The sequence below is a fragment of the Lactobacillus sp. M0396 genome (assembly GCF_016101625.1).
Lineage (GTDB): Bacteria > Bacillota > Bacilli > Lactobacillales > Lactobacillaceae > Lactobacillus > Lactobacillus huangpiensis.
On the sequence record NZ_JACFQE010000003.1, the window covers coordinates 111,475 to 136,659 of the forward strand.

Sequence of the window (25,185 nt, forward strand, 5' to 3'; positions counted from 1 at the left end):
GAAGTTGGTTTTCAAAAGAATGAAAGCAAAAAATACTTTGTATTATCAAGTAATGCTAAAACTAAAGCAAAAAATACAGGATGGTGAGTATCCAGTCGATTCTAAGCTTCCTACCGAAGGTGAATTACAAGATGAATTTGGAGTTAGTCGCGTAACTTTAAGAAAAGCAATTAATCAATTGGCAACAGAAGGACTAATCGAAAAGATTCAAGGTAATGGCAGCTATGTTAGGAAACCTGGAAAAGTAAAAAAGCTTCTGCGGCTTAATTCTGTAGAAGGTTTTTCATACACGGCTAAAAAGAACGGCTTTTTACCTTCATCCAAGATAATCAATTTTGCCCAAATTATTCCGTCACGCAGAATTCAAAATATTTTTCGCTTAAATTCGTCAACTTGTTTAAACATTAAAAGGGTTCTGTTTCTTGATGAACAACCAGTAATTGTTGATGATAGTTATATTTTGGCTCCATTCTATGAATTTCTGCAAAAGAGTGACATTGAAATATCTTTATATGAAGCATTAAAAAAGAATCCACTTATTAAAAAATTAAGTCCTCAAGAAACATTAGTCAGTGCTACTGAAGCTGATAAAGAATTATCTGATTTGTTGGCTAAGCCTTTTGGCTGTTCATTATTGAATATTGACAATGTACTTAAAAATCAGGATGGCAAGATGGTTCAGTGTAGCGAAGAATTTGTGGATCCTGATGTTTATCAAATAAGAATTAGGTAACAACAGATTCTATTAAAATTTGTACTTTTTGCTAAATAGGCAATATAAAAGGCTCAACTACGTTAGTTAACGTATTGAGCCTTTTTAAGTCTTCTTTAAAGATTGATTATTAAATTAGTCTAACAAGTCAAACTTAAGTGTTGCCAGGTTATGGCCTTCATTGACCATGTTACCCAGCAGTTCAATAGTGTTGTTGTAAACTTGATCAGCCATCTTTTGGTTAGCCTCAGTTAATAAATCTTCAGCTTCTTTACCTGAAAGACCAGCTGCTTTTTTATCAGTTTCATGTTGAATGAAGTGACATTGGGCCAATGATTTTTGCTCAAAGTCATTTTCTAGTTCACCGTAGACCTTAAAGTTAGTGTCACCTAATTGTGCTGTTAATTTGTTCAACCAGAAAATTTTATTCAAATCGAACTTTGGACCAGTCTGGAAACTGGCTGGAGTATCATTAACGTTGGTATAGAATGGGACAAAGCTGTTAAAGGTATTTGGACCAAAGCAAAGCCATTGCACACCAGCGATTTCTTCAGGAACATCATTTCTAACTTGCAAAATATGGGTTTCAAAGTTCCGGTTTAATGCAATTGGACGGTAGGTTTTCTTTTGCTCAGGGGTACCCTGATCACCATATGGATCAAATGGGGTATCTTGATAGTGTGAACTTTCAACAAAACATATATCTTCAATACTAATCTTGCGGTTTGCGTGGCAAATGAATGGTTGGTCTTGATCACTTGGCTTACCACCGAATTCTGGATCGAAGTAATTGTGAACAAACCAAGCACGAGGGTTGTTGTAGTGTGCGTCTTTGATAGTTGAACTACCAAAAATGTGACGCATGTTGTAACCTTCACGGTCAGGATTTAAGTGGTATTCCTTGATCAAATCTTCTAAGGCATCGTCCGCCAAGAAACCATCTTTACCAAAGTGAAATTCATCGATATTCAAACGGTTAGGAGCAACAACGTAGGCGTCATCAGGAATACGGCGTGCAATCCAGTGGTGACCACCAATAGTTTCCAAGTACCAAACTTCATCGTGGTCGGCAAAAGCCATACCGTTCATTTCGTAAGTACCGTATTTTTCCAGCAAATAACCAATCCGCTTAACGCCATCAAGAGCACTGTGGATATAAGGCAATGTTAGAGTAACAAAGTCTTCTTCACCAAGTCCACCCTCAGTAACCAGTGGATCGATGCCTTGAATACGTGCATTTGTAGTAATAGTTTCAGTAGCAGTCATTGCCACGTTTTCTGAGTTAATTCCGGCTGCACCCCAGATGCCGCTTTCGCCAGAGACATCAGGTGCACTGGTATAACGCAAAGGCTTTTCTGCTAAATCTTCATCATCAATCTTTTGGTGACTAATGACACTTTCATAATGCTTGGGTTGTTTTTCAGGGGTAATAAGTTCAAACCCTTCAGGAATTATTTCACGGCCACCGTCTTCACTTCTGGCAATCATTGCTGAGCCATCAATGGTGGCATTTTTACCGACAAGAATAGTCGTACATTCTGCTTTTTTCATTTAATCTTTCCTTTCAAAATTACTTAACCTATATTGTATTAAAAAAGGCGGGCTGTTTGCAAAAAAATAAGTAAACTTAAACCTAAATTATTATTACTTTTTCGAATTAACGATTTTAACTAAATTCTAATTTATGATTGACGAAAAATGTAAAAGTTGTTTTACTAAAAATGTCAAATAAGTTTGACAGGAGAGTGAACTAGTGAAAAATAGAATTGCTCAATTGCGTAAAAAGCAGAGGTACTCACAGGCTCAGTTAGCCGCAGCTGCTCATGTTACTCGGCAAACAATCAACGCCATTGAAAATGATAAGTATGACCCATCTTTAGGACACGCTTTTCACTTGGCGCAGATATTAAGGGTAACGGTTGATGAATTGTTCTTATATGAAGATTAAAATGATTAATATCAAGAAGAACATTGTTTATTGTGCATTTTCATACTGCTGCCTTGATTGGCAAGAAAACCGGTAAACTATTTTTTGCTAAGTTGCTTGGGCATTGCCCGCATTGGTGAAATGAGAGAACTAGACTAATGACTATAGAAAAAATTATACAAGAAAAACTGCAAGCTGATTTAACAAAGATCACGCACGAGTCACAAAACAGCACCTTTGTTGGTGATAGTGCAAAGTTTAAACAAAAAATTTTTGTCAAAGTCTTTGCACAAAAAGGAAAATTTTTAACCGAAAAAGCTGTGAACGAGCAACTAAACACTCGTGTATTAGACACTTTTGTTATCAAACAGACTCAACAATTTGTTTTGGTCATGAAAGATTTGGCGCCAATTGATATTAAAGAAGAAATCACTCCTGATATGGCATTTGACATGGGAACACAGTTAGCTCGTTTTCACCGAAACGTAAAACCTTTTTCTGGCATATATCTTAATAATCAATTGTTTGAGAAAGCAAAATCGGATAGCAATAGCTTGCAGAATGAAGAAATTAAAAGCAGATTGCTTCAAGTGTTAGCTTTATTTACAGCGCAAAAAGCGGATATTGAAAAAGACTTGATAGCACATGCAACTACAGTTTTACATGGGGATGTAGGCTTACGTAATTATAAAATTGTTGCTGGGCATCTTCGTTTAATTGATTTTGAACGCGCTCGCATGGGGGTCAATTATCAGGACTTCATTAAACTCTTTTACCAAGATTTCAGGTTAAATCAAAAATTAATTGCTTCCTTTATAAATGGATATAGGAAATGTGGTGAAGAAGTAGTAGTTACTCCTTTGACGCAATCCTTTCTCATTTTTATTACAGCAATTGGGATTATGAAATATACTGAAAAAATTGAGGACAAACCTTTTAAGGAAATTGGTGAACAAATGCTGGCAACTTGTTTTTCATTTTTAGGCGTCAGAAAGAAAAATAGCGACAATGCTAGCATGACTGCTTTGATATTTACAAATTAAAAAAGTATCTTCTTAACAGGAAGATACTTTTTTGGTGCAAACAAAATTGTCTCAAGGGTAAAAACAATTTTATTTACATGATATTTGCAGTTTGAGTTTTTTGTTTTGCCTTTCTATCACCTCCTTTAAGTAAGAAATTCAGAATAGTAGCTGACAAGCTGGTAATTACGATCCCATTACTTAGAAATAATTGGACAGTAGCCGGCAGGTTTTTGAAAAATTGAGGATAAATAGTAACGCCGAGTCCAAGTCCAATTGAGATGGCAATAATTAAGACATTATTATTGTCACTGAGATCAACTTTAGCTAAAGTCTTAATGCCCTGAACAGCAATCATCGTAAACATGACCAGCATGGCACCGCCTAAAACTGGGGTAGGAATGATTGTTACCATTGCGCCAATTTTAGGCAACAAACCCATAGCCATGAGTAATCCGCCGGCCCAGTAAATCGGACGCTTGGTTTTAATACCAGATAATTGCAGAAGACCGACATTTTGCGAAAAAGTAGTGTAAGGAAAAGCATTGAATAAACCACCAAAAATCTGTGCGATCCCTTCTGCGCGGTAACCCTTCTTCAAGTCTTCTTCGGTGACGTCATGGTGTAAGAGGTCACCGATAGCGAAGAATACGCCGGTTGATTCGACCATTGAGACTAAAGCAATGATGATCATTGTCAGACTGGAAGACCATTCGAATTTCGGCACTCCGAAGTAGAACAGTTGGGGTAAGTGGAACCAGGATGCTTCCATGACGGGAGTGAATGAAACTACGCCCATACAGGCTGCAATTACTGTCCCAGCAACTAAGCCGATTAAAACTGAAATTGATCTGATGAATCCTTTAGTCCAAATTTCTAAAGCCAAGATGATAAACATCGTGCAAAAGGCTAAGAACAGGTTTTGATCACTGCCAAAACTTTTAGCAGCAGAATTGCCACCACCCATATTTTGAATTGCCACTGGAACAAGTGTTAAACCGATAGTGGTGATTAAAGTCCCTGTTACGACGGGAGGAAAGAATTTTTTAATTTTAGCAAAAACGCCTGAGATTAAAACTACAAAAATGCCGGCAACAATGATGGCACCATACATGTCGTTGATTGAAAATTTCTGACCAATCATTTGCAATGGGGCAACTGCTTGAATGGCGCAGCCCAAAATGACTGGAAAACCAATGCCGAAGTACTTATTGCGCATTAATTGCAAAAGTGTCGCAAGGCCGCACATGAAAATGTCAATTGAAACTAGATAGGTCATTTGTGCAGGAGAAAATTTTAGTGCATTACCAATTAGAAGTGGTACAGCGACTGCCCCGGAATACATTGCTAATAAGTGCTGTAAACCTAAAACCGCTGCTTTTTGCTGGCTAACTTCTTTTTCTGCCATTAGTTTTCTCCCACAAAATGTACTTGATTGTTAGCTAAACTAGCGATTTCTGCCAATGCTTCAAGGCGATAGCCGTGTTCTTTAAGCCAGTCGCTACCGCCTTGAAATGTTTTAGCAACTACGATACCGACACCGGCAATCTGAGCACCAGCTTGGTTAGCAATATTAATCATGCCTTTAACAGCTTCTCCATTTGCTAGAAAATCATCGATAATTAGCAGGCAATCATCTTGATCCAAAAATTTTTGTTCAACACAAATCTGGTTGGTGACTTTTTTAGTATAAGAATAAACATCTGCCCAATATACCGCGTCATTTAGTGTTGCAGGTTTTTTCTTGCGGGCAAACACCAGAGGCACATGCAATTCGTAGGCTGTCATTACTCCGGGAGCGATTCCAGAAGCTTCACAAGTCAAAACTTTTGTGATACCACTGTCTTTAAATAAATGGCTAAATTCTTCTCCGACTTTCTTCATTAGTTCGGGATCTACCTGATGATTTAAAAACGAGTTGATTTTTAAAACGTTACCGGGTAAAACTTCTCCGTCACTACGAATCCGGTCTTCTAATAATTTCACTTTTTCCTCCTTCATCACAAAAAGGGCTTTTTCTACCAAAACTATGGTAAAAAAAGCCCTTTAAAGCAGCAAATAGCCACATAAAATGCCAAATTATCCATAGTTCAGAATTTACGGTTCTGAGTAGAAACTGCCGACCTCATTACGGCAATATATAGATATTTATTTTCCTGTTGCAAGCATTGTAACAGAGTCGCATAATATGTGCAAGACCAATTTTAAAAGTGAATCTCGAATTATTTATATGATTACTTTTAAAAATATTCGTGAACTAATAGTGCTACGCTAAAAAATTGTTGACCAGTGACCTATTTCTTAGTAAAGTTGATATTGTATTAAATAAGGTTAGTAAAGGAGCTTGGATGTCGTTGAAAAAGAATATTAGTGATTTTGATGAGATTATTGTGCTCGATTTTGGCAGTCAATATAATCAATTAATTACACGGCGGTTGCGGGATTTTGGTATTTATTCTGAACTTTTGCCCCATGATATTAGTATGGACCAAATAAGGCAGATTAACCCCAAGGGCATTATTTTTTCAGGTGGGCCCAACAGTATTTATGACCAAAACGCTTTGAAAGTAGATCCTGCAATTTTTAAATTGGGCATCCCTATCTTAGGCATTTGTTACGGGATGCAACTGATGACTTCTTATTTAAATGGCAAGGTTGAAAAAGCGGATAATTCTGAATACGGTCGTGCCGACATCGAAGTTGAAGATACTAACTCCGTTTTATTTGCTGGTCTGCCCAAAGATGAATACGTGTGGATGAGTCACGGTGATTTGGTCACTGGTGCTCCTGCAGGTTTTGAAACAGTCGCTTCAAGTAAAAATTGCCCGATTGCCGCTATTGCTAACGATCAAGCCAAAATGTATGGTATTCAATTCCACGCGGAAGTGCGCAATACGCAGTATGGACTTGATATTTTGCGCAATTTTGCCTTTAAAGTATGTGGTGCTACGGCTGACTGGTCAATGACCGATTTTATTGACTTGCAAATTGCTGAGATTAGAAAAACGGTTGGTGACAAAAAGGTCATTCTGGGATTATCTGGTGGGGTGGATTCCAGCGTCACCGCGACTCTTTTACACAAAGCAATTGGCAATCAGCTGACAGCTATTTTTGTGGATCACGGCATGTTGCGCAAAAACGAAGGCGATGAAGTAATGGCTGCTTTGAACCGTGATTTAGGCGTTAACATTATTCGGGTAAATGCCCAAGAGCGTTTTTTAACTAAACTCAAAGGTGTCACCGATCCGGAGCAAAAGCGGAAAATCATTGGTAAAGAGTTTATTGAGGTGTTTGCGGACGAAGCAAAGAAAATTAAGGATGTGGACTTTTTAGCCCAAGGTACTTTGTACACCGATGTAATAGAGAGTGGAACTAACACAGCACAGACAATTAAGTCGCACCATAATGTTGGTGGATTACCTAAGGACTTACACTTTAAACTAATTGAACCTTTGCGCAAGTTATTTAAGGACGAAGTGCGTGAACTGGGTGAAAAATTAGGCATTCCGCATGATTTGGTTTGGCGTCAGCCTTTCCCAGGACCTGGTCTTGGCATTCGCGTTATTGGCGAAGTAACCGAGGATAAACTTAAACTGGTGCGTGACAGTGACGCAATTTTGCGGGATGAAATTAAAAAAGCCGGTTTACAGGAAAAAGTTTGGCAATACTTCACCGTTTTACCTGGTATCAAATCCGTGGGCGTAATGGGTGATGGTCGCACTTACGACTATACTATTGGTATTCGTGCAGTTACATCAATTGATGGAATGACCGCTGACTTTGCCCGCTTGCCGTGGGATGTTTTGCAAAAAATTTCAACGCGTATTGTTGATGAAGTGCCAAACATCAACCGTGTAGTCTATGATGTCACCAGTAAGCCACCGTCAACGATTGAGTGGGAATAAGCTGACAATGTTAGTTGATGAGGAAATCCTGATTTAACAGCATTTAACAAAGGCAAGACTTAGACAAAATTATAAAAAATGGTTTGGTTGTCTGCCAAAAGTCTGCCAAACTATTAAGGCTCTTAGTATGAACTAAGAGCTTTTTTTATGTTTTAAGAATGGGGTAGAATTAGTGGTGAATAAACTTATCTATTTTTGAATTAACAATTGATGAAAGTTGGGTAGATATAGAATGGTCGATATTAGAACTTTAGCATTACCAATTAGAGTAACTGAAAATAAGTATGTAAAGAGTACCTTAGAAGATTCTGTTCATTTTGGGAGCCTAGAAGGTTATAAGAATATAGAAAGTCAAGGTATCGGTGATGAAGATGAGGGGAAAATAGTTGGACTTTTAAAAAAGGGGGAAAGTAAAATAACCATAAGGAGTCCAGAAAGTGATAAAGAGATTACTTTAACTGATAAAGACTTTATGCAAGATCCCCAAATGGAATATAGATTGAAAGATGGAGTGGAAAAAAGAATAGGAGTAGCAAGTTTTGGACTCTTAACTTTCAGAGATTTCAAATTAGATAGATCTTTTAATAATCGAAAATATTTCAAATTAAGAAAAGATACTTTGGATGATATAAAACGGCTTATTGAAGATAAAGAAAAACTCACTGGTAACAAATGTAATTTAATTATTTTTTCTAACCCCGATTTCTTCTCATCTATAAAGGAATCTGGATATGAAGCAGATATTGTTCAATATTATGATCCATATAACTTGTCTCAATTTTTAAAATTGAAAAATGGTAACAAAGCATATTGCTATCTTAAAAAGGATTATTTTAAATATCAAAGGGAATATAGAATTATAAAGATTACAAAAAACAAATTTCCTCAAGAAGGCGAAAATGTAAAAATAAAAGGAATAAGTAAGAGAGCATCATTTTTTTCTTTAGATCAGCTAAAGACTTTACAGTTAATTGCCGATTTTAATTAGTAAGATTATCACTGTGATATAAAAATTTAAGGATATAAATTATGGTAACTATACAAAACTTAAAGCAAAGCATTAATCGTAATGTTGAAGCGATTATGCCCCAAGATGATCAAAAAGAGGCTTTTAAGAATGCCTTAGAAAGTTACTTAAACAAGATTAAAGCAAATGAGCATGAATCAGAAGAATTTCAAAAGGGTGTTTTTAAAGACTTTCTAGAAGAAATTATCCCTGATAAGCAAATTAACACTAAAGGAAAGATTGATTTGGCTATCTATAATGGTAAATCAACTGATAGTAATGTAGGCGTAATTGTCGAATACAAGAAGTTAGATAATACAGCAGAAATGATGAGCTTGGATAATCTGAATGCTAAAGGCTTTAGAGAATTAGTAGCTTATTATTTGCGTGAACGTGTAATTAAAAAAACATCAAAGTTGAAAAAGGTATTGTAACTAATGGCTATCAGTTTTTTGTTATTGATTCCAATGAATTAGAAAAGTATTTTTATAAGAATAAAAAGTTAGTAGACAATTATCAAGCTCAAAGACAGATTTCTTATTTGATGAAGTCATTGCTCCAGAAATTGATAAAGCTTTGAATAAGAAAATAAAAATTAGTTATTTTGACTTAAAAAATTCAATAAAAAAGGGAACAACAGAATTTAAGAAACAAGATATAACACGTTTGTATCGTTTCTTTAGCGTTGAGAATTTGTTAAATGAAATGGTATTTGCAGATTCTAACAGTCTTAATAAAAATTTCTATAATGAGTTACTTTATATAATGGGGCTTCATGAAGAAAAGAAAGGTGGAAACAAAGTTATTGCTCGTTTCAAAGAAGGTAAAAGACAAGATGTATCCTACGTTGAAAATGCTATTGAGCAATTAGATATAAAAAATGTCTCTGAAGATAAGCAATTTGATCTAGCAGTTCAATTAGTTGTTGTTTGGATTAAAAAAATTTTATTTTTGAAACTTTTGGAATCTTCATTGGTTTCTTTCAATCGTAGTGAAAGTTATAAGTTCTTAAACTATAAAAAACTACATACGTTTGATGATGTTAATGATCTTTTCTTTATGGTAATGGCTAAGAGTATTGATGAAAGAAAAGATCGTATCAAGCAAAAGCTCCCTAACGTTCCATATATGAATAGTTCATTGTTTGAACAAATCGAACTTGAGATGTCCAGAGAAGGTTTTCCAATTAGTGAATTAATAGAAGGAAAAATAGAAGTTTACTCAAAGACAAAGTTAAGGGATACTAATGGTAAAAAGTTAACTGGGAAAATTGAAATTTTAGATTATTTATTTAGATTTTTAAGTGCATATGATTTTACTTCTGCTGTTGATGCTAAGAATAAGGAGAGTCAAGATCAGTTAATTAATGCATCAGTATTGGGATTGATTTTTGAAAAAATTAATGTTTATAAAGATGGCTCATTCTTTACACCAGGTAAAATCACAATGTATATGGCTAAAAGAACTGTAAGACAGGCTGTTTTAACTAAAGTAAATGAAGCTCTCGGTACAAATGTACAAGATATTGTTCAGTTGGGGGATGCTTACAAGAGATATTTCTTTCTCTATTGATAAACGTAAGAAGGTTAGTGATGCTATCGATTCTATTAAAGTATTAGAACCTGCGGTCGGTTCTGGTCACTTCTTGGTATTAGTATTAAATGAATTAATAGCAATTAAGGCATCGCTTAGAGTTTTACTTGATACAGATGGTAAATTACTTAATGATATTAGCTGTACTGTTGCCAACGATGAACTAATTATTCAAGATATTTATGGTAATAATTATTCTTATGATACTAACCAACCAACTTCTTTCAGAATTCAGAAAGCATTGTTTGAACAAAAGAAAACTATTATTGAAAATTGTTTATATGGTGTTGATCTAAATCCTAACTCTGTAAATATTTGTCGTTTACGTTTATGGATTGAATTGTTAAAGAACGCATACTATTCGGAGAATGAGTATGACAAAGGATCTTAACGACTTTACCAAATATTGATATCAATATCAAAGTAGGTGATAGCCTTGTTCATCGTTTCTCTTTAGATGATAAATTTAATTTACGTAACATTCTTATTCTTTTACAGAGTGAGATGTAGGGTGTCTGAAGCAGGGGCATTAAGATGGTCTGACGTTGGTTTAAATAATGGCAAGGTAAGATTTATCAATAACCTCCAGTATAAGAATAAGATGGAATATGAGCTAGTGTCATATTTGAAAAATGATTCAAGCCGGCGAACTTTGACTCTTGATGATGAACTTGTTAAAGTTCTGAAAAATTAGAAAGAAGAGCAGCTTAAGTATGTGTTCATGATTTTGTCTTGTCTTACGACAATTGTCCATTGAACAAATCAACCTTAAGTAAATGGCTTAAACGCTATTCAGAGCTTGCTGATGTTCCTAGAATTGACGGTAGAGGATTGAGGCATTCTAACGCCTCGTATTTAATTGCTGAACTAGGTGCGGATGTTTTAACGGTTAGTCACCGTCTAGGGCATAAAATGCCTATGACGACACTGAAATACTATGCGCATATGTTTAGTAACAATGACATTGAGTTAGCCTCTAAGATGGAAGGAAGCATGGATATTTCTCCTGCAGAAAGATCGAATGTTTCGTTTAATGGTAACCAACATTTGAATGGAAACAAAATAGACGGTCTGCCAAAAGTCAGCCAGAAGAAGAAAAAAGCTAGTTAATTAGTTGATGTAAAAGTAACGTCTCTTATTCTAAGGGAATAAGATGGTAAATTAGCTCTGTTAGCTACTAGCTTTCAGAGCTTTTTATTTTCATTCGCAATTTTTATGAGCGAGCATGTTTAATATTTTTATTTTATAAAAATGAGTTAGAAATAGTTTCTTTAGTTGTTTAAAACAAAGTTAATATCATAAAATAATATTAAAGATTGCATTAATGTAAATTTTTGATGAAAATAACAGTATAAATGCGTATTAATAAGGGAGGTGTTTTTAATGGTAACTAGATTAGACATAAATCCACGTGTTTTGGCTTATTATATTGACAATTCCGGTGTTTCTAAAGATTATTTACAAATGAAAGTTCAGAATATTGATGCTTTTTTAGATGGCAGTAAAACCCCTACTTTTAATCAACTTTCAAAAATTGCTAAACTTATTGATGTTCCGACTGGTTTGCTGCTTCTTTCAGATCCAGTTGAGGCTGATAAGAATACACTTAAATTTAGAACGATTAATTCAAATCGGATTGAAAAGATTAGTAATGAACTTAGAGATACGATTGTTGAAATGCAAACAAAACAGGATTTTCTGCGAAATGAAATTGATTATGAGCTCGATTTTATCGGAAAATATTCAATTAAAAATGATTACCAGCAAGTTGTAGATGATATTCGTAATTATCTCGCTATTCCAGTTAACTATCAGAAAAATGTGGGAAAGAATGCGTTGAAATATTTTAGAGATAAAATGAATAAAATAGGCATCTTTATCTTCTTTAATGGCTCAGTGAAAAGCAATACGCATAGAAGCTTGTCGCTAGATGAGTTCAGAGGTTTTGTCTTAAGTGACAAAAAAGCCCCCATTATTTTCGTTAATTCTAAAGATAGTGAGGCAGGTCGGTTATTTACACTTGTTCATGAATTAGTTCATCTTTTTCTTGATCAGGAAGAAATATTTAGTCTAGTTGACACAGGATCATACAAGTTTGATCGCACAGAAGCCTTTGTTAATAAAGTAGCAGCAGAAGTACTGCTACCAGATGAAGAAATTAGAAAGCTAAATAACTATGATATTGAATTTTTAGCTCACAAATTTCCCGTTAGTAAATTTGTCATTGTACGTAAACTATATGATATGAAGATTTTGACGAAAAAAGAGTATGATGAAAAAGTTTCACAGTTAGAAAAAGAATTTGCGAAAATCCCGGTAGATAAAAAAACTAGGGGTGGAAACTATGATAATAATATCAGATTTCGTTTTGATCAGACTTTTGTACATTATATTGAAAATGCAATAAAACAAAATAAGATTACTTATACGGATGCTTTTAATATTGCTGGTGTTAGTTATAAGTCGTTTAAGATTCTGACGGGGGGCAGAATTTAATGGAAAAATATTTGCTGGATACTAATATCTATATAAATTTTTATGAACGGTATTATCGGGTAAAGTATTTTCCTAGTTTTTGGGCTAAGCTACCTGCCATTTTAAATAAATATGTTGTCATTCCCGAAATTGTGGTCGATGAAAACTACCAAGCCCCTAAATTTAGAAAATGGTTGGATAAAAATTATTTAAAAGAAATAATAAACCATAAAAATTATGCAATACAATGGGCCAAAGTACTACAATATATTGGCGACTGTGAATATTATAAAGATGAAGCATTATCAGCTGACAGAGGATGGGCACATGAAAAAATTGCAGATCCTTGGCTTATTGCTATTGCAAAAGAAGAAAATTTAACCATTGTAACAAGTGAAATTCGGAATCCTAATTTGCACAATCCAAATGGTAATAAGGCCGCAAAAATACCTGATGTGTGCGATGACTTAGATGTTGATTGCATTGACATGAATGATTTCTTTGAGAAAATCAATTTGTGCATTTGAATTTTTAGATTGAGATAGTTATTTACTAAACTAAAAATAGCAAGAGTTGAAAAACAATCAGAACATAATAAGTTGAGAACAAATTGGTGCTAAACTGATTTGTAAAAATTAAGTTTGTTCTGATTGTTTTTATATATAAATCTTTGAAAAAAGGAGCAGCAAATACATGAATAAAAATACATTATTTCAACATGGGACCATGCAAATGCTGGTTGAAGGCCTATTGGAAGGCACTTTACCGCTATCAGAATTGTTAAAACACGGCAATATTGGTATTGGAACGGGTGATGGCGTTGATGGTGAATTAGTAATATTGAATGGTGTCGGTTACAAAATAGATGTTAGTGGTCCGGCTGTGAAACTGCCAGATGACTTTAAAGTGACTTATGCTGACGTTAGTTTTGCGGATTATCACAAATTCAAAAGCTATCAAAATGTCGAATTGACAGAAATGCTAAAAGATGTTTTAACAAAAAATAACGCTCAAAATCAATTTTTCGCAGTATTGACTAAAGGTGTTTTCCAAAAAATTCGTACAAGGTCTTCTAAAAAATCACGTAAGCCATATCCATCTCTGGGAGAAATAGCTGAAAATCAAGTGGAGTTTGAAGCTGAAAATATTTCAGGCACAATGATTACTTATTACACACCAACTGTTTTTCAAGGTGTCGGAGTTTCAGGATTTCACAATCATTTTTTGGCAGACGATTTAAGCTTTGGCGGTCACATTTTGGCAGCAACGATGAAAGATGTAGTAGTCAGCGTTCAGCCAGTAGAAAACTTTGAACTGCATTTGCCGATAGATAATCAAGAATTTTTAAATGCCAATTTAAGTGACACCAGCAAGTTGGACAATATTATTTCGAAGTCGGAATAAATAATTTTAATAGTTTTCAAACTTAAAAAATTCCAATTTGTTCGATTAAATATTAATTATTATGTAGAGTACTTTTACCCTTTGTTATTTAAATAACTTATATAAAAGTTACGATGGTCCTCTAACTTTCGGGATACGTTTTATAATATACAATATTTTTGAGCCCTATATAGTATAAATTGTGTATACAAGATTATAATTAAAATATAGAAAGTGAGTGATTATATGAAAATTAGTAAGAAAAGAATTAATAATGTAAAAAACTACTTGAGTGATTTAAAAGAGAATCAAGATTTTTATATTGGTATTTATTCTAATTCTAAAATAAAAGAAAAATTAAAAAAAGATTTTGAATGTCTAGATTCGAAAGCTCATATATATATGCCTATTCCCATTTTAGGTATCAATTCTGAAAGAAATGTTATGGGAGAACTCATTCCTGATAAAACTAAACCTAAAATAATCGATTATAAGGCCAGGACATACAGGTTAAAAGATTGGCAAGGCAACTGGCATGAAGGAATTGCTGAAGATGAATATCGTAGGTACCCTAGAAAATATATTGAACCCAAAAATTTTAGCTTTAAGTTGATTACGAAAGAGAAAACAGATCTATTGATTATTAATAAAAACTTTCGCAATAACGAAAAAGAATATAATGATATAAAATTCTGCATAAATTTGTTTTTGGAACTTTTTTCTGAAGTGGAAACTTTTAAGCTAGAAAATAATATGATCAAATTAAATCCAATAATATCAACAGTTAATTGGACTATAATACCTAAAGGCGAAAAGGTGTTTGAAGCGAGAAAGGACAAAAAATATTATCACAAAATTTCTCCAAGTTCGATAAAGCTTATGAATGAAAGATTTGACTTTATTGAGCAATTCAATCCTGATAGGGAATTTCAAGGAAAAGCAGGATATACGGGTTATATAGTATTTTGTTTCGATCAAAAAAATATATATTTACTTGATTCTATTTTATATGGCAATGCAACATATGTATTTTCAGATAATTGGGAGAACGTTTCAAAACTTACTAAGAAAGAGATCATCTCTAACCATTTTCAAAAATCAAGGATTGTCCATAATAAAAATTGGAAGCAATATATTACTAAGGAATTAAAGAACGACCTTTATAATTTGCAAAAATAGATTATATTTTGACTGCTAATTTGACACGCTTGCTCATTCATTTTATTATTAGATAAATTTAATAAAATTGATTTAGCATAAAATGAAAGACGCAAGGACATGACATTAAAGGGACTGATTAGCTCTAATAAACAACGAGCAATTTTTATTATTTTACTTTATTTTATTTTCGCTGTCACCGGCTCACTTGACCAATATTTTTTTCAATTTGCAGTTAATGGATTAAGCGTCGGCAATTTGCCAGTTTACATTCGCTGGCAATTAATTGAATTTATCCCGGTAGTTTGTGGTGTATTTATTCTACCTTTAGCGACTTACCTTTTTAACACTCAGATTCAGGAATATCTTGATCAATTAAGAGGGCAAATGGTAGACCATTTTTATACTGAAAACGATGCGACAGTGGCGCAAATGCAGAATTATCTGTAAAGCAATCTCGATAATTTGACCAGCGATTTTGCTCTGCCGTGGGTTAATGTTCTTAGCAATTTATTCATTATCTTGCTTTCTGCTGGCGTCCTTTTTAGCTTAAATTGGTCTTTTGTTTTACTAACTGCAATTTTTGTTCTAATAGATTTAAGCTTGCCCAAAATAATGGCGCGCATGACTTCAGAGGCAAGTAGGAAAGTGATGAAAAATACTAGCACTTTTTTAACTGGTATCGGTGAATGGATCAATGGCTTAAATGAACTGCGGCGGTATCATGCTTGGACGATCTTAAATAAAGAAATGAGCAGCTACGCTGAGAAGTTGGAAAAGTCTAAAGTCAATCAAACCAATAAAAACTGTGCTTCCAATACAATTAATGGAATTGGTAATACTTTAGGACAAATGTCGATTGCCTTTTTAGCGGGTATCCTGTTTTTAACTGGGCAAATAAAAATTGGGGCGGCATTAGCTTCGACTTCTTTTGCTTTTGGTATCTTTTCAGCTGTATCCTCTATTACAAGTGCTGCCGTCAAGATTAAATCCACTAAAAATATCAATCAAACTACGGCTAGCCTGATTTCTAACACTAAATCAAGACAAAAAGGTTCATCTACTCAAATTGCCCAAATTGAAATTAAAAATTTGGCGCTTAAATATCCTAATGGTCCAATAATTAAATACCCTGATTTTGTGATCAATAAGGGTGAAAAAGTTTTGCTTGCAGGCGATAGCGGAACTGGCAAGTCAACACTGCTTCAAGCTCTTTTAGGTAAGATCAAGCCTTATCAAGGGCGAATTATTTTTAAAAATAATACAGGGCAGATTTTTCAACCAAATTTAAACCGGATTAGTTACATTGCTCAAGATCCGCAATTGTTTCCAGGAACAATTGCGGAAAATATCGTGATGTTTCACCAGCAGTTGTTGGATCAAGTACCTAATTTAATTAATAAAGTGCAATTGCAGAGCGACATTGCGAGATTTCCCCAAGGAACTGATACCCAAGTTGATTTGGATAAAAATAATTTATCCGGTGGTCAAAGGCAAAAGATTATCCTTGCCAGATCAGAAGTTTTCGCTGACGAAATTATTTTGCTGGACGAAGCGACAAGTGCCATTGATAGTAAAGCAACTAAGCAAATTATTGCTGAACTTGTTCACACTAATAAGACTGTGATCATGATTGTTCATAATCTTAATTCTGAAGTTAAAAATATGTTTGATAAAACGATTCGGTTAGCAAGCCAGAAGGAGAACCACAATGACTTTTAAAAACTTCTTTCATACCAATCGAATTCGTTTCATATTTATGGTGCTTTTTAGCTTCTTGCAACCCTTTGTTTTAATCGGGGCATCTTACTTAAATATGTGGGAATTTACCGCCTTGCGCCAACATGACGGTCAAGCGTGGCTGTTAATCATTGCTTTTACTACGTTAGCTTATCTCTCATCGTATGCTTTTGACTGGGGCTCTGAATATTTACTGACACGACAAGTTCAAGAATTTAATCACACCTTAAGAAGCAAAATGGTAAGTCACATCTACTATGACCGTAAAGATTATCAAACTTCGCAAGTTAAAAATTGTCTGACCAATGATCTTAATACGGTTAACAATCAGTCCTTTAACTTAATTCCGGTCATTTGCAATTTTCTGGGCTATGTTATTTTCTCTGTAATTGCCCTGCTAACGATGCACTGGAGTTTGTTGCTGCTCATCTTAATTTCGGTAGCAGTTTCCATTGTTTTACCTAAAATAATTGAAAAGCCGTTGCAAAGAGCTACGGAGAAAGTATCTCATCAAAATAGGCAGTATTTGGATCTGATTGAAAAATGGCTAATCGGTATTGCTGAACTAGAGCGGTATCTTGCTGGCGATAAATTAACTAGCGTAATGCATAAAGGTGCACGCGACTTAGAAAAAGCCAACCTCAAGCAGACACAGGAACAACAAGTTCTGTCCATTATTACCAATGGTGTTGCGCAAGTTATGATCCTGATATTGTTCGTCTGGACGGGTATTTTAATTAAAAGCGGACTAGTCACGTTTGGTGCGATTGCGGTTATCGGTAATTTTAGCCACTATATTTCGCTGGCAATCGAATACTTGCCATTCTATTTCGGCTTAATTAAGGGCAGTAAAACTTTAAGAAATAAAGTTACTGCAGCGACTTTACCAGTAAAAACCGATGAACAAAACTTAGCAACACCTTATGCTTTTAGTACAAAAGATTTGGCAGTTAGTTTTCCTAATGGTGAAACTTTAAAGTTCCCTGATATCACTGTTAAGTATGGCGAAAAAATTTTGCTATCAGGTGACAGCGGAACAGGCAAATCAACTTTATTTAAACTACTTTTAGGGATTTTGCAACCGAGTTCGGGAAAAATAGCGTTTAAGGATCAAGAGGGAAAAGTGATTAAACCTGATTTAGCTAAAATTGGCTATATTGCCCAAGATCCTGTTTTATTTCCCAGCACAATAAAAAACAATATTACAATGTTCAATTCCAAGTTAAATCAACTAGCTGAATCAGCTGCAGTTGCCGTTGGATTAAAACCAGATTTGACGCAATTTGTTCAGGGTATAGAAACCAAAGTAAATTTGCAAAAACTGAATGTTTCAGGCGGTCAAAGACAAAAAATAATTTTAGCGCGTACGCAGATACATGACAGCAAAATTCTGTTAATAGATGAAGGCACAAGTGCAATTGATCAGGAAGGAACCAGAGCAATCCTGCAAGAACTTCTTAAATTGCCGGGCACTGTCATTTTCATCGCGCACAATTTCGATGAAAAACTGCAGCAAGTATTTGACCGCGAGATTCATTTAAGTAAATAGTGATAGTTAAAAGGCGTTAATCAAATTTTTGATTAACGCCTTTTATTTTCATGTCTTATTTTTAGCTTTTTGTGTTTCTTCTATGTTCACTTATTATATATTGTGCTTCAAATTTGGTTTTTATTAGTATGATTAATTTAAATTAAAAAGGTTGGTGTTAATTATGCTAATAGAAACTCAGGAATTAACTAAAAAATTTGGTAAAAAAATTGCAGTGAATAAAGCAAATATTCAAATTAAAGAGGGACAGCTTGTTGCTTATTTAGGAACAAATGGTGCGGGTAAATCTACCACGATTAATATGCTAACCGGATTATTAAAGCCTACTTCAGGTGTCATTTCATATGCGGCAGATTTGAAAATAGGCTTAGTTTTTCAGAATAGCATTTTAGATAATGTTTTAACAGTCAAGGATAACCTTTATTTAAGGGCACAGATGTATCGTAAATTTTCTAATGAGTGGCTTGAACACCTAATTGATTTGATCGGCATCAAAGAATTTTTAAATCAAAAATTTAGCACTTTATCAGGTGGTCAAAAAAGAAAGGTAGACATAGCTCGAGCATTGATTTGTAATCCGGATTTGCTTTTTTTAGATGAACCAACTACAGGACTTGATATCCAAACAAGAAATGCTATTTGGAAATTATTGACTAAACTGCAGCAGCAACAAAACCTTACTATTTTTTTGACAACTCATTATTTAGAGGAGGCAGAAAATGCTGACCAAATGTATATTTTGGAAAATGGTAAAATTCTTGCCAGTGGCTCTGCAGCTGAAATTAAGACCGAATTTGCCCCTAATAAATTGATTCTTACTGTTAAGGAAACCAAAATTTTACAGATTAAACAAAAAGTTATTCGACTCAGTCAAGATCAAGTTGCGATTGACATATTATCCCCTCAAGAAGCAATTGAAATTTTAAAAAACAATCAAGAAAATATTATCGATTTTTCATATCGCAAAGGAACAATCAATGATGCCTTCCTTCAGATTACCGGAAAGGAGATACATTAAATGTTTGCCTTATTTCGTAGAAATTTGAAAATTTATTTCTCTAACATTCCTGCTGTATTCATGTCATGCCTGGGTGCACTGATTTCTTTCTTTATCTATATTGGCTTTTTGCAAAATAATTTAAGAAGTAATTGGCAGCAATTGCCTCATGTGACTAAGATATTAGATTTATGGATGATAGCGGGTATAGTTGCGGTTTCTGGTATTACTACGGCTTTTCAAGCCTTAGGTCAACAAGTAAGTGACCGCGAAAGTCGAGCTGACGCTGATTTTGAATTAACAGGCATATCACGCTTTGCAGAAAATTTTGCTTACATTTTATCAGGAACAACAGTCAGCTTTTTTATGCAAATCATCACCTTTATCGTAATGGCAATATACTTTTCATTAGTTGATCATATTACGATTCCTCAATCAGCTTATTTACCCGGACTTTTGTATATCTTGGTAGGCGCGATTGCAGCTACATTATTAGATGAAATAATCGTGCTTTTCATGCATTCGAGTACTACTTTTAGCAGACTTTCCGCTGTTTTAGGAGCTGCCGCTGGTTTTGCTGTAGCGACCTATTTGCCATATGGTATATTGGTCTCACAAGCACAAAGTTTGGTAAAATTAGTACCAAGTAGTTATGAAGCAGCTGCTTTAAGATATTTTTTACTTAAGCAGACACTAGCCACTTTTCCTGCTAATGTAAAAAGGCATTTAACAAATTATTTAGGAATACAATTTAAGATGAATAATTGGCGGCTAAATAACTTGCTCGTTTTACTATTAATGATTGCAATACTAATTTTAGTAATTGGTTTGCTTTCTTTTATCACTGATAGGAGGAGCAATAAGTAAAGTGAAAATAGAATTTAAAACGGATTCTGATTTAAATGAACAGGAAATCGAAGTTGAAATTAAAGCAGCTCAAAAAAGTGAAGCAGTTAATGATTTAGTTAATTATTTGCACAAATTTGGTGAAAAAAGATATGATCTTTTACCAGTCAAAGTGGAAGACAGAATAGTAACCATTAAACGAACAGAAATTATCAAAGTAGAGATCCAGACAACAGATATTACCTTTTATACTACTAAAAACATGATAAAAACAACTGGTAGATTATATCAGGTACTAGAAAAACTGGGTGATGGGTTTATCCAGGTTTCAAAACATGGCATTATCAATATTAATTTTCTGGAATCGATAGAAGTAGGTTTTGCAGGAAATATGATCGCACTTTTAAAAAATAATCTAAAAGCTGATGTTTCCAGATTGTATTTGCCAGCATTAAAAAGAGAGTTGGGTCTTTAAAATGAGAAAATTAAGTAATTTCATTAACTATTTCTTTACCGGTGTGGGCTTTGGTGCAGCTACTTATTTGATAATATTAACTTTTGCTTTTCCTGATGTTCCTACTCGTTTAGGTGTTATTTCCGTTTTTATTATTTCTGGATTAATAGGAATTTTATCAATGATTTTTGCAATGGATGTGCCGCCAGCTATTGCCTTTAGCGTTCATATCATAGGAACATTTTTATTGGTGTTGTTAATGTCTTGGATAAATAAGTGGCCGATTAATTTTTGGCTGATTGGCGTATTTATATTAGCTTATATTGTTATTTGGCTGATCGTTATTTTGTCACAGGTGCAGACTGTAAAAGAAATAAATTCTAGTATTAAAAAAAGAAATGCGAAAAAATAAATAATTTTGGAATATATAAAAGCCCTGGAATAGAAAATACTCCAAGGCTATATTTTTTATTCTATAAAAGTCTTTAATATAGATTTTTATACTTTAATTAAGTTTGATTTCTCTTTTGCACATAAACATAAACTGGCCAGCCGCTAAGAGTCAATAAAATACCTGTAAGTGACAAAAGTGGCTGGGTTAGCGTAGTGGTAACAACAATAAATAAAGCACCACAGATCCCAAGAATAGGTGGAAGAGGATACCAAGGTGTTTTGTACGGTCGTAAAAGATCTGGTTGCCTTTTGCGTAGGATAAGGACACCTAAAAATAATAAAATCGAAAAAATCCAGGAAACATAAACCAGCATGTTGGTCAAGGAATCAAATGTACCAGAAAAAATCATAATGGTAGCAATGACGCATTCAAAAATCATGCTATTGGTAGGCACAATAGTTTTGGAATTTAATTTGCTGAAAAAGCTTGCAGCTGGCAATTTCTTTTCTTTGCCTAAAACGTAAGGCATTCTGGATCCTAAAAGAAGGTGGCCATTAATGGCACCAAACACTGAAACTAAAATTCCTGTAGCAACCAAAGTACCACCCACGCTGCCGAATAATTTTTTGGCGGTAAGTAGAGCAGTTGTCTGGTTACCTACAACTTTTGACCAAGGAATGACTCTAACATAACTCCAGTTAAGAAGAGTGTAAATAATCGTTACTCCTAAAAGTCCCCAAATAATAGCTTTGGCTAAAGTTTTTGCGGGATTTTTTATTTCACTGGCTAAATTACCGATACTTAACCAGCCATCATAAGCAAAAAGCACAGCTAAAAGAGCCTGTCCGAAGGCCATTGCTCCTGAAGCAGATGTAATTTTAGGCGCTGGGGCACCTGCTAATTGATTAGGCCCACTATAAAACAAAGCAAAGATTATAATTGCAGCAATCGGCAAGAGCTTAATAACTAAAGTTATTTTTTGTACCTGACCACTCAATTTTGACCCTATCCAATTGATTAAAAGTATCGCCAGCATCACGATTAGAGCAATCACTGTAGTGGATAAATCTTTGAAATGTGGTATTTCTTTTAGTTGGGTCGCAAATACGATTGAAAGTGCGGCGATATTTGCCGGATAATAGACAATTATTAATGACCAGCCAAACAGAAAGGCAACTTTAGGACCGTATATTTCTTCCAGATATCTGACAGGTCCACCATCTTTGGGATATATTGATGCCAATTCAGCTATGCTTAATCCTGCCATTAGAGTAATTAAGCCGGCAAAGGGCCACACTATGATACTTAGCCAGGCATTATGAGTTAAAGCCGAAATGTTAGCAATTTTGAAAAAAGCCCCGCCACCAATCATGGTGCCCATGACAGTTGCTAAAGCAGCGAAAAAGTTAAGTTGTCTCTTCATATTTTTACCTTACTTAAATTGAATGATAAAAATAATTATATGCTTTGGTAGACAAAATTAAAAGATGATGATTTGAAAATTAAAAAAATCTTTTCTGAAAGCGTTACGCAATATTTGCTATTTTGTATTTACATACCTTTTTTGATCGGGTAAAATAAACATGACTATCGGATAGTTATTACTAATGATTATTAAGTAAGCTAAACCTGTTTGTCACACAATTTAAATCATCAATTTGGTTCTTGTGTGCAAGCAGGTTTTTATTTTTTATTGAAGGGAGGAGAATTGAGTGTTTATTAAGCGTGGGATTAACAATAACGTCTCTTTTGTAGTCGACGACAAAGGAAAAGAATTAATTGTTACAGGACGAGGTATAGCTTTCGGAAAACATGTTGGCGATGAAGTTGATGAAAGCAAAATAGAATATTATTTTCCAGTATTGCCTCAAGAGATCTCTTCAGCTATGGCGAAGTTGTTGGTTAATATACCAATTGAATATTATGCAATAGCTAATGACATAGTTGACAAGGCAAAATCAAAGTTAAAACAGGAGTTGAATCAAAGCCTGATAGTAGCTTTAACTGATCATATTTACAGAGCAGTTGAACAGGCTAAAAAAGGAATTAAAATTTCGAATCCTTTAATTTTAGATATAAAAAGAATTTACCCTCAAGAATTTGAAGTTGGTATTTTTGGTATCAAATTAATTCGTAATATGACTGGTTGCAATTTGGCTGAAGATGAAGCAGCCACAATTGCTTTACATGTAGTGAACAGTGAGTTGGAAAATAAGGGAGATTTTAACGGTTATCGTGTAGTTGAGATAGTTCATTGGGTTACAAATTATGTTTTTGATTATTTTAAGATTGATTTTGCTGAAAAAGCAGATCCACTGTATTATCAGCGCTTTGATACTCATGTTCGCTTTTTTGCCCAACGAATTTTAGATAATGATTATAAAGAAAATGACGTTAATTCTTCTCTGTTAGTTGTTTTGTCTGATAAACAATATCAAAGGGAAAAAGATTGTGTGAACAGTCTCAGCGATGATTTTGCTCAAAAATTTGGCATCACCATTTATCAGGAAGAATGCGCCTATTTAGTACTTCATATTCACAATATGTTGAAAAACATAATCTCAAAGGAGAAATAAAAATGGGAAAATATACCTCATTGAGTAAATTTATAGTAAAAAATATTGGTGGAAAGGACAATGTGGTCTCTTTAATTCATTGTTTTACCCGCTTACGCTTCGTTTTAAAAGATGAAAGCAAGGCGAATACAGAAGCTCTTAAAGGAAACGAAGAAATAGTTGACGTGATCGAGGCTAACGGACAATATCAAATAGTGATTGGCATGCACGTAGAGTCAGTTTTTGATGAGATTAATAGTCTCTACCATTTTAATGGAGGAGAAAATGTAGCAGACGAAGAGGCTCTGAAGGAAGATACGAAGTTAATTAATAAAAAACAATCATTATGGGATAAAGCAGTTGACCTTTTATCTGGTATCTTTGTGCCGATCCTGGGAGTTTTATGTGCAAGCGGTATGGTAAAGGGACTGCTGGCAATTTTGACTACAGCGGGTGTCTTAAAGAATACAGATGGTACATATATTATTTTATATGCTATTGGAGATGCATTATTTTATTTCTTCCCAGTATTTTTAGCGGTTACTGCTGGTAAAAAATTTCATGTTGATCAAATGACATCGCTTGTTATTGGTACGGCAATTATTTATCCTACTTTGATACAAGCAATGTCAGGAAAAGCTGCAGCAACAGTCTTGTCGGGTACGATTTTTCAAACTAAGGCATATTTAACATTTTTACATATACCTGTTTTGTTAAATAACTATACTTCAACTGTCATTCCTATTATCCTAGCTGTTTGGGCAGCTTCTTATGTTCAACGTTTTGCGAAAAAAATCAGTCCGGCATCCGTTGCAAATTTTCTTGTACCTTTAATAACAATATTGGTAATTGTGCCACTGACTTTATTAATAGTTGGTCCAGTATCAATTTGGCTGTCTGATATTATTGCTTGGGTTGTACAAGAACTATATAAACTTAGTCCAATTTTGCTAGGTGCCTTTATTGGAGGAACTTGGCAAATATTGGTTATCTTTGGTGTGCATAACGCTATTATGCCAATAGTGCTTAACAATTTAGCAACACAAAAATTTGATGTTATTTTTGCCGCCAATATAGCCTGTCCTTTTACTCAGCTTGCAGCACTTTGTGCACTGGCTTTGATCCTTAAAGATACTAAGCAGAAGCGCAATACTATTGCTTCAATTTTCCCAGCAATTTTTGGTATTACTGAGCCGGCAATTTACGGTGTTACTTTGCCACTGAAAAAGCCATTTTTCATTAGTTGTATTTCTTCAGCTATTGGTGGCATTTTAGCAATGCTAATGGGAGTTAAATTTTACCAAATGGGCGGACAAGGAATTTTTGCTTTCCCTTGCTATCTTTCTCCTAATGCTACTAATTTTTCCGGTATTATTAGCGCAGTGATAGTAGTATTAATTTCCATGGCAATTTCATTTTGCTTAACCCTCATTTTTTGCAAACCAAAAAAAGCAAACAAATAATATTTA

General features: G+C 34.3%; 27 protein-coding genes and 1 riboswitch. Of the genes, 23 read left to right on the forward strand and 4 right to left on the reverse strand.

Translation table 11 applies throughout. The annotated features are described in order from the left end of the window. The first annotated feature begins 19 nt into the window (after window positions 1–19). Window positions 20–733, forward strand: a complete 714-nt coding sequence (locus H3T43_RS04615; RefSeq protein WP_198212981.1) for a GntR family transcriptional regulator — start codon at window positions 20–22, stop codon at window positions 731–733. Between the two features lie 114 nt (window positions 734–847). Here H3T43_RS04615 and H3T43_RS04620 read toward each other — a convergent pair whose 3' ends face one another. Beyond that, entirely contained in the window at window positions 848–2,263 is a 1,416-nt protein-coding gene (locus H3T43_RS04620; RefSeq protein WP_198212982.1) for a C69 family dipeptidase, read from the reverse strand. A 202-nt stretch (window positions 2,264–2,465) separates the two neighbouring features. Between H3T43_RS04620 and H3T43_RS04625 the strand changes: the two genes are divergently transcribed. Together H3T43_RS04625 and H3T43_RS04630 are read left to right on the forward strand one after the other, a co-directional pair. Continuing rightward, a complete protein-coding gene (locus tag H3T43_RS04625; RefSeq protein WP_198212983.1) occupies window positions 2,466–2,660 on the forward strand; it encodes a helix-turn-helix transcriptional regulator in 195 nt (64 codons plus the stop codon). Between the two features lie 137 nt (window positions 2,661–2,797). Continuing rightward, on the forward strand, window positions 2,798–3,682 hold the full coding sequence (locus tag H3T43_RS04630; RefSeq protein ID WP_198212984.1) for a phosphotransferase: 885 nt from the start codon (window positions 2,798–2,800) through the stop codon (window positions 3,680–3,682). A gap of 73 nt (window positions 3,683–3,755) precedes the next feature. Here H3T43_RS04630 and H3T43_RS04635 read toward each other — a convergent pair whose 3' ends face one another. Then, entirely contained in the window at window positions 3,756–5,069 is a 1,314-nt protein-coding gene (locus H3T43_RS04635; RefSeq protein WP_198212985.1) for a nucleobase:cation symporter-2 family protein, read from the reverse strand. Continuing rightward, window positions 5,069–5,647 (reverse strand): xanthine phosphoribosyltransferase, encoded by a 579-nt coding sequence (locus H3T43_RS04640; RefSeq protein WP_198212986.1) that lies wholly within the window; start codon window positions 5,645–5,647, stop codon window positions 5,069–5,071. Before H3T43_RS04640 ends, H3T43_RS04635 begins: the two co-directional genes overlap by 1 nt. Before the next feature lie 80 nt (window positions 5,648–5,727). Beyond that, window positions 5,728–5,825: riboswitch (purine riboswitch) on the reverse strand. Window positions 5,826–6,009: 184 nt separating this feature from the next. On the opposite strand from H3T43_RS04640, the gene guaA reads away from it, so the two are divergent. From guaA to H3T43_RS04715, 18 genes are all read left to right on the forward strand, one after another. Beyond that, window positions 6,010–7,566: a glutamine-hydrolyzing GMP synthase gene (guaA, locus tag H3T43_RS04645; protein ID WP_198212987.1), complete on the forward strand. Its 1,557-nt coding sequence runs from the start codon at window positions 6,010–6,012 to the stop codon at window positions 7,564–7,566. Between the two features lie 232 nt (window positions 7,567–7,798). Then, window positions 7,799–8,554: a hypothetical protein gene (locus H3T43_RS04650; RefSeq protein WP_187160489.1), complete on the forward strand. Its 756-nt coding sequence runs from the start codon at window positions 7,799–7,801 to the stop codon at window positions 8,552–8,554. Window positions 8,555–8,595: 41 nt separating this feature from the next. Then, on the forward strand, window positions 8,596–9,006 hold the full coding sequence (locus H3T43_RS09390; RefSeq protein ID WP_232350267.1) for a hypothetical protein: 411 nt from the start codon (window positions 8,596–8,598) through the stop codon (window positions 9,004–9,006). A gap of 142 nt (window positions 9,007–9,148) precedes the next feature. Beyond that, window positions 9,149–10,144, forward strand: coding sequence for a hypothetical protein (locus tag H3T43_RS09395; protein WP_232350268.1), 996 nt, complete (start codon window positions 9,149–9,151; stop codon window positions 10,142–10,144). Continuing rightward, the gene (locus H3T43_RS09400) at window positions 10,113–10,556 is read left to right on the forward strand and encodes a DNA methyltransferase (protein ID WP_232350269.1); all 444 of its coding nucleotides are present in this window, start codon (window positions 10,113–10,115) and stop codon (window positions 10,554–10,556) included. Before H3T43_RS09395 ends, H3T43_RS09400 begins: the two co-directional genes overlap by 32 nt. 120 nt (window positions 10,557–10,676) lie before the next feature. Then, a complete protein-coding gene (locus H3T43_RS09405; protein WP_232350270.1) occupies window positions 10,677–10,859 on the forward strand; it encodes a hypothetical protein in 183 nt (60 codons plus the stop codon). Window positions 10,860–10,918: 59 nt separating this feature from the next. After that, on the forward strand, window positions 10,919–11,275 hold the full coding sequence (locus H3T43_RS09410) for a tyrosine-type recombinase/integrase (RefSeq protein ID WP_232350271.1): 357 nt from the start codon (window positions 10,919–10,921) through the stop codon (window positions 11,273–11,275). 273 nt (window positions 11,276–11,548) lie between these two features. Next, complete coding sequence (locus H3T43_RS04665; protein WP_198212989.1) at window positions 11,549–12,661, forward strand: ImmA/IrrE family metallo-endopeptidase; 1,113 nt, start codon at window positions 11,549–11,551, stop codon at window positions 12,659–12,661. Continuing rightward, on the forward strand, window positions 12,661–13,167 hold the full coding sequence (locus tag H3T43_RS04670) for a DUF4411 family protein (RefSeq protein WP_122026396.1): 507 nt from the start codon (window positions 12,661–12,663) through the stop codon (window positions 13,165–13,167). The genes H3T43_RS04665 and H3T43_RS04670 overlap by 1 nt, the downstream gene beginning before the upstream one ends. A 166-nt stretch (window positions 13,168–13,333) precedes the next feature. After that, the gene (gene budA, locus H3T43_RS04675; protein ID WP_187160491.1) at window positions 13,334–14,044 is read left to right on the forward strand and encodes an acetolactate decarboxylase; all 711 of its coding nucleotides are present in this window, start codon (window positions 13,334–13,336) and stop codon (window positions 14,042–14,044) included. A 225-nt stretch (window positions 14,045–14,269) separates the two neighbouring features. Beyond that, on the forward strand, window positions 14,270–15,202 hold the full coding sequence (locus tag H3T43_RS04680) for a hypothetical protein (RefSeq protein WP_187160492.1): 933 nt from the start codon (window positions 14,270–14,272) through the stop codon (window positions 15,200–15,202). A 99-nt stretch (window positions 15,203–15,301) separates the two neighbouring features. Continuing rightward, on the forward strand, window positions 15,302–15,631 hold the full coding sequence (locus tag H3T43_RS04685; protein WP_198212991.1) for a hypothetical protein: 330 nt from the start codon (window positions 15,302–15,304) through the stop codon (window positions 15,629–15,631). Window positions 15,632–15,646: 15 nt separating this feature from the next. After that, the gene (locus tag H3T43_RS04690) at window positions 15,647–16,903 is read left to right on the forward strand and encodes an ABC transporter ATP-binding protein (protein WP_198212993.1); all 1,257 of its coding nucleotides are present in this window, start codon (window positions 15,647–15,649) and stop codon (window positions 16,901–16,903) included. Beyond that, window positions 16,893–18,470, forward strand: coding sequence for an ABC transporter ATP-binding protein (locus H3T43_RS04695; protein WP_198212995.1), 1,578 nt, complete (start codon window positions 16,893–16,895; stop codon window positions 18,468–18,470). The genes H3T43_RS04690 and H3T43_RS04695 overlap by 11 nt, the downstream gene beginning before the upstream one ends. 163 nt (window positions 18,471–18,633) lie before the next feature. After that, window positions 18,634–19,488, forward strand: coding sequence for an ABC transporter ATP-binding protein (locus tag H3T43_RS04700; protein ID WP_198212997.1), 855 nt, complete (start codon window positions 18,634–18,636; stop codon window positions 19,486–19,488). Then, window positions 19,489–20,334 carry an ABC transporter permease gene (locus H3T43_RS04705; protein ID WP_198212998.1) on the forward strand — a complete coding sequence of 282 codons (846 nt, stop codon included), beginning with the start codon at window positions 19,489–19,491 and terminating at the stop codon, window positions 20,332–20,334. A 1-nt stretch (window position 20,335) separates the two neighbouring features. Beyond that, window positions 20,336–20,788: a LytTR family DNA-binding domain-containing protein gene (locus tag H3T43_RS04710; RefSeq protein WP_034981503.1), complete on the forward strand. Its 453-nt coding sequence runs from the start codon at window positions 20,336–20,338 to the stop codon at window positions 20,786–20,788. A 1-nt stretch (window position 20,789) separates the two neighbouring features. Continuing rightward, a complete protein-coding gene (locus tag H3T43_RS04715) occupies window positions 20,790–21,179 on the forward strand; it encodes a DUF3021 family protein (RefSeq protein WP_034981501.1) in 390 nt (129 codons plus the stop codon). Window positions 21,180–21,276: 97 nt separating this feature from the next. Here the strand turns inward: H3T43_RS04715 and H3T43_RS04720 are convergent, their stop codons facing one another. Further along, window positions 21,277–22,584 (reverse strand): APC family permease, encoded by a 1,308-nt coding sequence (locus H3T43_RS04720; RefSeq protein ID WP_198212999.1) that lies wholly within the window; start codon window positions 22,582–22,584, stop codon window positions 21,277–21,279. Between the two features lie 289 nt (window positions 22,585–22,873). Here H3T43_RS04720 and H3T43_RS09540 point away from each other — a divergent pair, with 289 nt between their 5' ends. Both H3T43_RS09540 and H3T43_RS04730 read left to right on the forward strand, forming a co-directional pair. Next, the gene (locus H3T43_RS09540) at window positions 22,874–23,737 is read left to right on the forward strand and encodes a PRD domain-containing protein (RefSeq protein ID WP_198213000.1); all 864 of its coding nucleotides are present in this window, start codon (window positions 22,874–22,876) and stop codon (window positions 23,735–23,737) included. A gap of 2 nt (window positions 23,738–23,739) precedes the next feature. Continuing rightward, window positions 23,740–25,179, forward strand: a complete 1,440-nt coding sequence (locus H3T43_RS04730; protein WP_198213001.1) for a PTS transporter subunit EIIC — start codon at window positions 23,740–23,742, stop codon at window positions 25,177–25,179. The last annotated feature ends 6 nt before the right edge of the window (window positions 25,180–25,185 follow it).